The following is a 10696-nucleotide window of genomic DNA, read 5'->3' as shown; positions in this document are numbered from 1 at the left end:
GCCAAATCTTTACGTGTTGGTTCTCGATAACAGCGTTATCGGAACCCAACTATCCGCCCTCCATCCTTAGTTTCTCCTGAAGTGGAGCGCGTTCGTTAGCCTGCGCGAACTCTAACGGAGCGCCTCCTTCTTCTCGCTATGCTCGTGGGAACACGCTCAACGCATCGCTTAACATGCTCACCTATCACGGGTGGGCAAGAGCTGAACTTGCGAAGCTCGGGAACTAGAGGGCGTCCCTAATCGCCCGAACACCTCGGAGGCGGAGCCGACCAGTCCTTCCTTCTCCTAAGGGGACATAAGCCTGAAGGGTTTGGGCTTGCACAAGACCAGGATGCGCTTCGCATCCCATGTTCCCGACGACATACCACACACGCCGAACGAGAAGCACTCGCAACGCTACACGCGAGGGACACCGCACGACGTGTGTTCCCGTCCGCCATCAAAGCATACACCAGCGCTACTATGCGAGGGGGACGCTCAGTCCCCCGTATCCATCCTTCTGCCTCACACGCTCACCCCACAGCACGTCAGCCCACAACACTGGTGGTTTCCGGAAGCTCGGAGAAGGCTAGTGGCATACTTCCCCACCCCAGGTAGCAGACGTTCTCCAAACGTAGTTGTACATTAGCGTCGGAGACTAAGAACAGGGTTCCTGCTGTGAGTGGCCGGCCAACGTGGCCCTTTGCCGCTCATGTTCTATATCCGATGAGAAGAATGTTCACTTCAGATTACATGCTGACGTATATGTGGCGTATAGGGGCTCTTTCGCGCGAGAAGTTTTTGGCAGATTGGGAAAAAACTACGGCGGGATATTCTTTGGTGAGGAATTTTTGGTGTTGGGATTCCCGAAGTCGGGTAGCACGCTCGCTAACTCGGGGAACGCTCTCCTTGCTTAGGGCTCGCTCGGTTGAAATAGATACGAATTGCGACAGCCATATTCCGACTGCCCTTTGGGCCAGGAGAGCTCTGCGAGGGAGCGGCAGGGCAGGCGCGGCAGGGAGAGAACGAGATCGGCTTGTGGAAGACGAGTTACGCGGTAATGTAAGGTTTTGAGAGAACGTTACATTGGGGGGGCGCGTCATATTGTCTATCAAATGCGCGAACCTGAGGGGTCTCTCTCGCCGTCAACTCATGCCGACATGACGCAACGGGCTTGGATGGGCGAGATTGCGCAGAATGCCGCGGAATAAGGCCATGCTCAGGGCATAGAGTCGATAGAGCGAAATCGATCCTGAGTACTTCTCACTTCTTATCCGGCACTGTAACATTCAATTTGATGTCTCCACGACATAAGAAGAACTCCTGCGCTGGTCCTGAATACAGAAATGAGAACTTTTCTAATAGGTCTCTGCCGATAAGGAAGTCGAGCTTTTGGTGTCTTGCTGGAATGCCCACCACACTCATAAAGAATTTGAATGGCCCGAAACCCAGTTCTGCGCTATAAATGGGACATTTTACTGTGCCTTCGCCCGTATATATCTTAACAGAGCGAACCTTCTTTAGGCTCAGTTCTTGTGCTATTGCATCTCGGATACATGTAATTGTCGCGCCAGTATCTATCTGAGCCTTCTTAATGACCGCGCTTTTCTTCTTGGGGGCACGTCCAGCTCTACTCAATGCAAGCGAATGTGACATTGGAGGCCTAACTCTGACTTTTATATTAGCGCCTTCCCGCGTTAGCGCTACGGGGCCGCTTCTATATGTACTCGCTTTGGCCTCATACTCCTGCATGAGAGCAACCGAATAGCAGACCTATCATTATCGGCGTGGTTGTGACTTCAGTCTGCTCAGGGATTATTTGGGATATCATATACGGTTCAACGCCGAACTTATCAGCCGCTACTCTGATCACCTCTTCATATTTATCGAATGCGCCGATAAGTTCACTGCCCTTGATAAGCGCCCATTTGCCCCTGAGGTCGTCTATGGCCAACCACTCAGACAAATGGTCAGCAAAGAACTGCTCCTCAATGTCGAGTGACTCATCTGATAACGACATGACCGCATCCTCCTTAATCCAATTCCACCAATCAACGATCAATGGACTCCTCGTCTGCCATCCCCGCGGACATTACGCCTTCTATAGGGCGCTTGTCAACGGAAATTGTTGGCAATTCTCCCGTCCGATCCTAGAACCATCGAAGCGTCAGGAATGTTCGGAAACGCATCCTATGGTATGCCGTGTCACTCGCCCTACCGCATCTCGGCGTCTCGCATTTACGACTTCAGGATTCTCAGCGAGTTTATCCTCAACAACCTCTCCGCAGACCCACGAATCTAGTGCGCATTATGACGGCTGAGACCCAGCGACCTTTCGATCTTATGAATGAGTTCCCACACCCTCCTTCATAGCCGCCGCCTTGATTCATGTCTTAGGGTTGTGCGATCGATCCTGCACATCAGCCGCTTGAGCGCCCGCCCTCGAGGGCCAGGGAAGCGTAGCGTTTCCTTCCCGGCCTACCGCAACAAGGTTGCGTGGGAGAAGCTCTTGTGGATTGAGGATTGTGATACGTATAACGAAGTGCGACAGAGCCTGGAGAGGTTACAGTTGTGCACCCCGACTTTCGTGCTGCTGGAGCCTGACTAACGGAGTATCGCAAAGTCGGACTACGGAGGGACCGGCGACTTGTGCTATGAGCGGGTTCCGCTGTCCTTGCGGGGAAACGGGTCGTCGTGTTTCCGTTCGCGAATCTGCCCTATGAGAGCGAATACGTTCACTATGATGCAGCATACGCAGAGCGTGATAACCGCGTGAAAGATGTGAATGTTCACAGTGTAGTTCGTTTGTTCTGAACATGCTCGGCCAGCATTAATATGCTTCTCGAGCATATACCGTGCGGGCGAGGGGGTCAACTCATGGGAGGCTCGGGACGTGCGTCTATCCTTATTGCGCAGGAGTTGCTGTCGTCTGACCTTCTTGCCTCGCCGGTTTCGAGGCGATCGTTTGGGAGCAGGTGATTGATTACGGATCTCAGGGGAGGATGCTTGTGGCTTCTCGGAGCTCTCGCCATCCTCGTGCAATCTCGCGTCTCTGGGCATTGCTTAGTTCGGGTTCCTGTCAGTGAGGCGTCCGAACATGCGGACTACCTGAAGGACCTGGTGAATATCCTTGTCAGTAAGATTTGCGAGCAGCTCAGCTTCGGCGACAGTCATAGTGGTCGGCTCATCATCTTTCGGGAGCGGTCGTTTCTTGGGCGCTCTTGGAAGTAGGTTGATGGGGTGCTCGTGAAGAGGTGACTCAAGGAGCAGGCCGTGGTCGGATATAGCAACCACTTGTGCCCTCAAAAGACACTTCACCTTCGCAATGCGATAACACCCGGCGGTACTGAGTTCGAGGCGTTTGAGATGCAGCACCTCCTGGCCGGTGAGCCATACTGAACCTTCGGGCAGCTGGTCGGCAAAGCGATGGCTTGCAATGAGATACAGCGTGCCGTGCTTCGTGCTGATGGTGACTATCAGTCCTGATGCTGCGAACTCCTGCTCGGTCATGCCCAACAGCTGGTCTCGAGATCGAAGGTCGCCACAGTTCAGGTCGGACTTAGGATTTGAGACGTTGGCCAAGTCAAGTGTCCCGGTCTTGCCGGTATGACGTGGTCTGGCGGTTGCTAATTTCCCATGCCCGAAAGGTGTATATTCGGCGTCGATCTTCGCAATGTTTTCGGCCCAAATGTTCATGTGATTGCCTCCTTTTCGATGCTATTGGGCGCAGGGGGCGCAGATGTGCCCTGCGCACGGGTTTGGCTGCCATCAGAGCCAGAACTATGGGGGTGCGCAGCAGTAACCCCAAAGCTCTCTACACACATACATGATTCTACCTCAAGAGGAGTAGGCAGCCTATATGTGCCGGAAGAGCTCTCAGCTATGCTTATCTGCGCACCCCAATAGCGGAAAGGCTTGGCTCGGTTTTCACGGTATCGCTGCAGGAATCCCCTGTCGAAGCCTGCTTTGCACCAGGCCTGCACGGTTCGCACGTGGTCCGATAACAGCTTCGCTATCTCATTCGCGGAGAGCGCACTCTCCTTGTCGAGAGCTCCACGTTTGGTGAGCGCTGAGATGATCTTATGAATCTGGGGGGACATTCCGGAGAACGCGCGGCTGAAGACCGGCGCCAGTAAATCATAGATGAGATTGTAAGCTTCCAGGCCAGCGAGTTCGGGCGGATGTGGCAGACAAAGATTGGCGGCTTTGATAGCTGATCGAAGGTGGAATGCGTAGCGATTAACCTTGGGGTCCGAGCAGAACGGTTCGAGCAGGCCCGCGAGGGCTTCTGCGAAGCGGGGCTCTAATCGTGGCTCGCCAGTCTTCGCTCGGTCAGAGACAACGCCCATGAAGTCTCGCAATAGTTCGGCATCATCTCCACCCGGAAGCTCCTCGGCAAAGCACGAATTCACTATCTTGTGGTTGATCTGCTCATCGGCCTCAAGAGCAATTTCCCAGATGCGAGAACAGCTCTGTTCCTCGGACTCAGGGGTTATGCTGGTCGTGATGAAGAGCACAGGGCCCTCTATTCTAATCTCCTGCCCAGTGATGCGACTGCTCTTATCCTTTGTGGTTGTGAGAAGGCTCAGTGAGCCGTCCGTAGCCATCTGGATGTTGTAGGCGGCACTATCGCTGCCCTCGCCCTGAGCTACAAATAGCACTTTGCCCTTGAGCGATCCGCCCTTGAAATATGAGAGTGCTGCAGGACTGATTCTGGTGTAGCTGAGGACCGAACCCTTGGGCAAGAACTTCAGCGCGAAGTCAACGATCGAAGACTTCCCCGTCCCGGAAGGCCCAACAAGCCGAAGATTCACCGGTCGTTGGAAATGCCGAGTGGTGCTCAGGATGAGCACAAGTGCAGCTACATCGTTGTGGACGACACTGCCCGCCTGCCTGAGGCCTCGCAACATCAGCTCCCCGATGTTCCGTGTCCCAAGACGAGCAAGCACCTCGGCCTCCCTCTTTCTGAAGGCTTTGTTCTGGTCAGCTTGCTGTTGCTCTCTAATCTGGGCGAACGACGTGGCCTCTTTCATGAGCTGGCCAAGAACCTTCTTCACGTCCTGCCCGCTCAAATGAAGAGCTGATAGGTCCTTGATGCCCGGCGGTGCAGTAATCACCCGAAGGTCAGGCAAGAACTGACCGATGGTATTGACAAGAGTAGTTCCTGCCGCATCAGGCTCGCGCCAGAGATAGACTCGCTTGCCTTTTAGGTGGGCAGCCCACTCGTCTCGCCAAGTCCTCACACCGGGTATCCCAAGGCAAGGGATGCCGTGTAGCCACGCGGTCCAACAATCGGATTCGCCTTCAACCAAGAGAACGTAGTCCCCAGGGAATCCGTTGAGCCTGCTGAGGCCATAGAGATGAGGATGATCGCCTGAACGCCATCGGAACTGATCACCTTGAAGCGATATGCGATAACGGACACCAACAAGCACACCCCCGATGTCGCGGTAGGGGACCTTGACGAAAGCTGCTCCTCGGTATTTGCCCTCAGACAAACCCCACGTTTTCAACCTCTCGATCGGGATGCGTTTGGCAGATGCCAATTGGACTAGCGACAACCCCGAATTTATATGTGTGTTTATAGAGCTTTGGGGTTGCTCCTGCGCACCTATGGTTTTTTGGCTCCTATTGCGGCCCGGAGTGTGCGCATGGCCGATCTGCGCACCTAGCGCACCCCTTGACGTTTTTCCCCAAAGTCCGCGTGCCGTGAGCGCTTCGAGAACCTGCTCCTGAGTGCAACCTGCGAAGCAATGGAATAGCACTTTCCCGTCCTTTTCCTGAACGCTAAGGGAGGGTGTGCTGTCCGTGTGCCCGGGGCAATGTGTAAGTCGCTGCACACTTTTTCTGTGGCAAATACAGGCCGGATTCTCGCAGCATAATCGGTCGGCAAGATCCTGCGCATTTAGCACTGTCTCATTCCTCATCCTTCAACAAGAAGTCGAACAGATTAATCGGCTTCCCCTCGGCGTCGAGTAAGGGCACGAGGGTGGCAATCACCAGGCCCGGCTGGACAACGATGGACTCTTCGTTGGGATCGGTTGAGCTCACCGGCGGTCTCGCTTGACAGCTGGAACCGCGTTCTGCTCAAGCAGCTTGTCGATCTTAAGCCGATCCAGTCGAATGGTGTGGCCGATTCTCGAGACAGGGACATCTTTCATCGCGATCTTGCAACGTAAGGCTCTCTCGCTCAAACACATGTAGTTTGCGGCGATAGAAACGCTCATGTATCGTGGTTGTGTTAGGTCTTTCTGCATAGCCGTATCCTCCCTAGTTAGATGTGAAAATTGACAATGCCGTTTGACAAATGCTGTTCATACCTTGATAGTCTTCCCTCGAGACGATGCTGTCGAATGTGGGTTCTTAACCGGGACACGACGGGTTGGGATGTCGCCAACTGTGAGCACTAGGAGCGGCTTTATGAGCGGTTTGACGAGGGGGGGGATAAGGTCTGTTGTATGATCAAGTCGGCCTGGGATTTCTGCCTACGGGTGCTAGCTGGAAGCAGCATTGGGTTCGGTGCTCAAGGATATACACGCGGGGCATGCACGAGGAACTGAGGCGGGCCGTTTGCTGGCTGCCGACCGAGGACCAGGACTCTGAATTTTTGGTAGATGCCGAGTCGTTCTTCGACCCCGAAAGCAGTGAGATATCCGATGAGTTTCACGAGCGAGTGCCTATTCCGCCGGGCGGTAACTGGGCGGAACTCAAGCGCCTCATTCAAAGCCACCTGCCAGTTCCTTACAGGCTTCCGGCGCGGCAGATAGAGATTGACCCAAGTCTCTATCATCTTTCGCCTGGATTGCGCCTGTTGGACGTGACGAGGGACGGGAAGGTTGTATGTGAGGCGGTCAAGGACGCAGTTCCGGCCGAGAAGCTATGCACTGATCGGCATTATCCTTTTCTCCTGCTGGCGTATCAGGTGCGTGATGGGGGCTGGTGGTTCGACAGGGTGTTGTTTAGTCAACGAGGGTATCGGCCTTCGGTGCCGCGCTCGTCTTGGCGACTGCTTGTCGTATTGCGGGGTCTTCAGGCGATGGGCAAGGATGACAGGCCTAGTTGGCTCGACCGCTGGCGCGGCTTCCGGCGAATAGGCGTGTGCGAGAATGAGAAATGCGGCCAGTATTTTCCGGTGCAGCACGGTGCTCGATGTTGTTCTGATACATGTCGGCGAGCTGCCAATCGACAGGGGCATCGAGGTCGTCCGCATGAGTGAGAACGACAGCGGGGTTCGAGGTCTTTATCGACGAGGTAAGGTCTGGTGGATGTCTTATGCGACATCTCGAGGGCGAGTTCGCGAGAGCTGCCAGACGCACTCCAAACGGCGGGCAATAATGATTCTTGAGGACCGTCGATCGCAAGTTTTGCGAGGCACGTTCTTGGGCGTCAGAGGGTCTGGTCGAATGACGCTTCACTCTCTTCTCTATGACAAGTATCTGCCCTGGGCCTCGACTGCAAAGGCCGCGTCCAGTTATCGCAGGGACACCTATTCCGCCAAGCGATTGTGTGAACATCTTGGGGACCAGCGGGTGCGTAGTTTATCCGTTGAGCAGATCGAGATCTATCGACAGCGGCGCATTGACGAGGGGGTGATGCAGGCGACCTGCAACAGAGAGCTCGCACTACTGAGGCACTGTGTCAACAAGGCAATCCAGTGGGGCTTGCTTTCAGGGGACAATCCTGCCGGGAAGGTCAAGTCTTTCAGAGAACGACATCGTGTTCGGTTCCTCTCGCAAGACGAGCGAGTGCGTCTTCTCCATGCGTGTTCACAAAGCTCTCAACCGCTGCTCCTGCCTCTCGTCAAACTGGCTCTTCTGAGTGGCCTGCGGTCTGGAGAGTTACATGCTCTTCGATGGGATGATCTCGATCTACAAGGGGGAACCTTAACAGTCCGACATGGCAAGGGTGATAAGTCTAGGATCGTTCCTGTCAACGCAGAAGCTATTATCATCCTGAAGAGTATCAATCGCACATCCGATCTCGTGTTCTCTATTGGGTCCTTCAAGCACAGCTTTATGACGGCCGTTCGTCTGGCGGAGCTGGAGAACTTTCGATTTCACGATCTCCGAAGGTGCTATGCGACTGCACTACTTACTGAGGGCGCGGATTTGATCACCGTGAGGGACTTGCTTGGTCATGCCGAGATTCCCCAAACGCTGATATACCTCGCATCAAGTCAGGACCGTTTGAGGCGTGCGGTCGATAACCTGCCAAAACTCGACCAACAATCTGATGTAGTAGATGACACACTGGAGGGTGTGCGTGTTGGGGAAGGACACACATTGGGCACACATCGCGCTTTAGCCCTTCCATAGTGCCGCTATATGGCTACCTTTGCAACACTGGTGCCTGCATTCCTAATCCGCAGGTCGAGGGTTCAAATCCCCCCGGGCGCGAGCCTTATAGCAGCCTTCCCACGTTCATCCCCTTGCGGGGATGCGGGAAGAACGCCGTCAGTTGAGCAGGCCCGGGCACGGTTACGAAAACTCCTCTTAACTCAAGGCTTGACGTTCGAGCAAGATTGACCTATAACTCCCGAATAAATCTTAGGGACAGTATTAGTAGGCTCCAGTGAAGAGTAAGGGGCTTTTGAGCAAGTGATGTCTGTTCTGGAGAGAACACAGGAGGCAATGGGCAGCTCGGGCGCTGCCGGTGCGGTTTCCGAGATTGAGGCTTCTGTCTCATCAGGGGACTCGAGCGTGGGTTTGGTCTGTCAGGCCGCTCTGCTCGTGCTATCAGGGTGCGCTGACCGGCCTTTGTGTGAGCGGCTTGCGAAGTCGCTGTCGAGGCTTGAGCCGGGCCCAAAAGATGCGTATTTGGTTGCTCTTGTCATTTCGCTGTGCAATTGCGACAGACATGGCCGAGTGGGTGTTGATGTCCAGCGGTTCAAAGACCTGGCGGAGGCGTCCTCGGCTCCTCGTCCAGCTATACTTGCTGCGTGGCAGGCAATGGAGCTCTTCAATCAGGGCAGGGGACAGGAGGCAATTGAGATGCTCTCGAATCTTTACGCTTCGTCCCGCAATCTATGGGTGCGAGACCTCCTGATGAAATCCTATCTAAGAATAGCATACAATCACATCGCCAAGGAGCAGTATGAGCAGGCGGCTGATGTTCTGAAGCAGTCGCTACAGGTTGACAGCTACAACGTCTTTGCCCTGCACTCGCTCGCCATTCTCGAGACTCAGAAGACGTCGCTGAGCTCATTGGTGGAGATCGAGAAGAGCTGGAGCCGACTAATCGAGATCTGGACAGCTCTGAACAAAGCGTATCCGGACGGCGCTTACAAGGACTATCTGGCTGCAAAATACATGTACTTCGCCGCGAGGTTCTTGAAGGCTGGGAGCTGGGCAAGAGGAAAGCTGGAGCTCGCCAACCTTGTCCGCATCGACCCAGACAATGCGCTTGGGAAAGAGGTTCTTGAGGCAATATCTAACTGAGGTTTTGGTTTGTTCACTTTAGAGATCGATCCTTATGAGGTGCTGGGCGTTAGACACAACGCCGATGTTGTAGATATCCGGCGAGCGAGGCGGGACTTGATACTGCGGTTTCCCAACGAGCTCTTCCCGGAAAGGGCTCAGGAGATCAACGAGGCTTTCCAGCTCTTGATGAACAAGGAGAAGCGTCGGCTGGTAGATGCTTTTCTTAGGTCGAAGGCCGGCGGCGCCCTCCGTGTGCAAAAACCGTTTCTTTCGGAGAAGGTATTGGACAACTTGTTCAACTACCCGGGACGGGCAGAGGTTTTCGAGCTCTTCAAGCTCGAGCAACCGATTGAGGTTGGCAGAGATAGCCTCATTCAATCACTCCTTACCATTCTACACCAAGTCCCAGAACCGCAATGAACAGCTCCGAACTGAAGACGGTGTGCGATGTGCTGGGCAGCGCCGATTTCTGGAGCGCGCAGGAGGCCGGAGCGCCGGTTCGGAATGGTCAAGCCAGTGCCGCCTGGAATGAGGCGGACCAGACCGTCGAGGCGTGCCTCAAGTTTCTTTTTCTTGACCATGAGAGGTTCTCAATGGCGACACAGTTCAGGAGCAGGATGAAGGACCTTGCCGAGAAGCTTCGCAGAATCAACGAAGGCAGAAGGCAGTTGTCCAGGAAGGGACAGGAGCGGTCTGAGGTTCGGCGGGCATCGTCGTCGCTTGCAAGACAGGGGTGGGTTGACGCACCTCAGAAAGAACCTCATGGTGCCGAGGAGCCAGTTTGGGAGGTTATGTCCCTGAATATGGGGCGGTCGGTCAAGTTTCTCCTTGAATCGGCGATCGCGCTCGAGGACCCGGCTTTGGCGCTTCGTGTATCCTCGCTTTGGGCGTTTGGTCGCCGCAGGCTGTCGAGGAGGATGGCGAGGGAACATGGCCTCGAGGTTGGTCAGATTCGACACTGGGCGGGTCTGCTGAAGGACTTCGTTCGCACGATTTCTGAGGATGCGAGTGCGCGTGGCGGGGAGCAGCCTGGCAGTGGCGCGTTTGTTGTTGGTGGCTTTGAAGATTTCGCGAGTGTTGATACGAAGCTGGGAGAGCAACTTGTGGCAGACGAGGAGTCGCTGGCGGACCTAGCTACAACGCTCGAAGGGAGCAAGCGGAAGTTGAGGGAGGAGCTGCTGGGGCTGCTCATTCGTCGTCAGCTGTCGCCGGACGTCATAGGGGATGCGGCCATATCGAATTGGGGGCAGGAGGTTTTGGCCTTGCGGGGGGCCTTGTGGCAACCCCTTGCGCCGGAA

12 protein-coding genes are annotated in these 10696 nt (G+C 54.9%); 6 read left to right on the top strand and 6 right to left on the bottom strand.

Annotation, left to right across the window (positions count from 1 at the left end):
- Nucleotides 1-1242 precede the first annotated feature (1242 nt).
- Nucleotides 1243-1731, bottom strand: coding sequence for a retroviral-like aspartic protease family protein (locus VM163_06580; protein HUT03539.1), 489 nt, complete (start codon nucleotides 1729-1731; stop codon nucleotides 1243-1245).
- A complete protein-coding gene (locus VM163_06575) occupies nucleotides 1718-2041 on the bottom strand; it encodes a hypothetical protein (GenBank protein HUT03538.1) in 324 nt (107 codons plus the stop codon). The genes VM163_06580 and VM163_06575 overlap by 14 nt, the downstream gene beginning before the upstream one ends.
- Nucleotides 2042-2152: 111 nt before the next feature.
- Here VM163_06575 and VM163_06570 point away from each other — a divergent pair, with 111 nt between their 5' ends.
- Nucleotides 2153-2281, top strand: a complete 129-nt coding sequence (locus VM163_06570; GenBank protein HUT03537.1) for a hypothetical protein — start codon at nucleotides 2153-2155, stop codon at nucleotides 2279-2281.
- A gap of 761 nt (nucleotides 2282-3042) precedes the next feature.
- On the opposite strand, the gene VM163_06565 is transcribed toward VM163_06570, so the two are convergent.
- The 4 genes from VM163_06565 to VM163_06550 form a co-directional block, all read right to left on the bottom strand.
- Complete coding sequence (locus tag VM163_06565; GenBank protein HUT03536.1) at nucleotides 3043-3675, bottom strand: hypothetical protein; 633 nt, start codon at nucleotides 3673-3675, stop codon at nucleotides 3043-3045.
- Complete coding sequence (locus VM163_06560) at nucleotides 3672-5492, bottom strand: hypothetical protein (protein ID HUT03535.1); 1821 nt, start codon at nucleotides 5490-5492, stop codon at nucleotides 3672-3674. Before VM163_06560 ends, VM163_06565 begins: the two co-directional genes overlap by 4 nt.
- Nucleotides 5493-5895: 403 nt before the next feature.
- Nucleotides 5896-6030 (bottom strand): hypothetical protein, encoded by a 135-nt coding sequence (locus tag VM163_06555; GenBank protein ID HUT03534.1) that lies wholly within the window; start codon nucleotides 6028-6030, stop codon nucleotides 5896-5898.
- Nucleotides 6027-6236: a hypothetical protein gene (locus VM163_06550; GenBank protein HUT03533.1), complete on the bottom strand. Its 210-nt coding sequence runs from the start codon at nucleotides 6234-6236 to the stop codon at nucleotides 6027-6029. Before VM163_06550 ends, VM163_06555 begins: the two co-directional genes overlap by 4 nt.
- 197 nt (nucleotides 6237-6433) lie before the next feature.
- On the opposite strand from VM163_06550, the gene VM163_06545 reads away from it, so the two are divergent.
- From VM163_06545 to VM163_06525, 5 genes are all read left to right on the top strand, one after another.
- Nucleotides 6434-7195 (top strand): hypothetical protein, encoded by a 762-nt coding sequence (locus tag VM163_06545; protein HUT03532.1) that lies wholly within the window; start codon nucleotides 6434-6436, stop codon nucleotides 7193-7195.
- On the top strand, nucleotides 7086-8294 hold the full coding sequence (locus tag VM163_06540) for a site-specific integrase (GenBank protein ID HUT03531.1): 1209 nt from the start codon (nucleotides 7086-7088) through the stop codon (nucleotides 8292-8294). Before VM163_06545 ends, VM163_06540 begins: the two co-directional genes overlap by 110 nt.
- Before the next feature lie 285 nt (nucleotides 8295-8579).
- Nucleotides 8580-9416, top strand: coding sequence for a hypothetical protein (locus VM163_06535; protein HUT03530.1), 837 nt, complete (start codon nucleotides 8580-8582; stop codon nucleotides 9414-9416).
- 9 nt (nucleotides 9417-9425) lie between these two features.
- On the top strand, nucleotides 9426-9818 hold the full coding sequence (locus tag VM163_06530; GenBank protein ID HUT03529.1) for a J domain-containing protein: 393 nt from the start codon (nucleotides 9426-9428) through the stop codon (nucleotides 9816-9818).
- Nucleotides 9815-10696, top strand: an 882-nt coding sequence (locus tag VM163_06525; GenBank protein ID HUT03528.1) for a hypothetical protein, incomplete at its 3' end; no start/stop codon positions are given. The genes VM163_06530 and VM163_06525, both read left to right, overlap by 4 nt.

Source organism: bacterium, from assembly GCA_035527515.1.
GTDB lineage: Bacteria > B130-G9 > B130-G9 > B130-G9 > B130-G9 > B130-G9.
Note: the sequence above shows the minus strand (reverse complement) of the source record. Positions and strands in the feature narration are given on the sequence as shown.

Excerpts from the sequence above, each read along its gene's own strand:
- VM163_06535 (HUT03530.1), top strand. The coding sequence starts at position 8,580 with ATGTCTGTTCTGGAGAGAACACAGGAGGCAATGGGCAGCTCGGGCGCT.
- VM163_06570 (HUT03537.1), top strand. The coding sequence starts at position 2,153 with ATGTTCGGAAACGCATCCTATGGTATGCCGTGTCACTCGCCCTACCGC.
- VM163_06540 (HUT03531.1), top strand. The coding sequence starts at position 7,086 with ATGAGAAATGCGGCCAGTATTTTCCGGTGCAGCACGGTGCTCGATGTT.
- VM163_06565 (HUT03536.1), bottom strand. The coding sequence starts at position 3,675 with ATGAACATTTGGGCCGAAAACATTGCGAAGATCGACGCCGAATATACA.
- VM163_06580 (HUT03539.1), bottom strand. The coding sequence starts at position 1,731 with ATGCAGGAGTATGAGGCCAAAGCGAGTACATATAGAAGCGGCCCCGTA.
- VM163_06550 (HUT03533.1), bottom strand. The coding sequence starts at position 6,236 with ATGCAGAAAGACCTAACACAACCACGATACATGAGCGTTTCTATCGCC.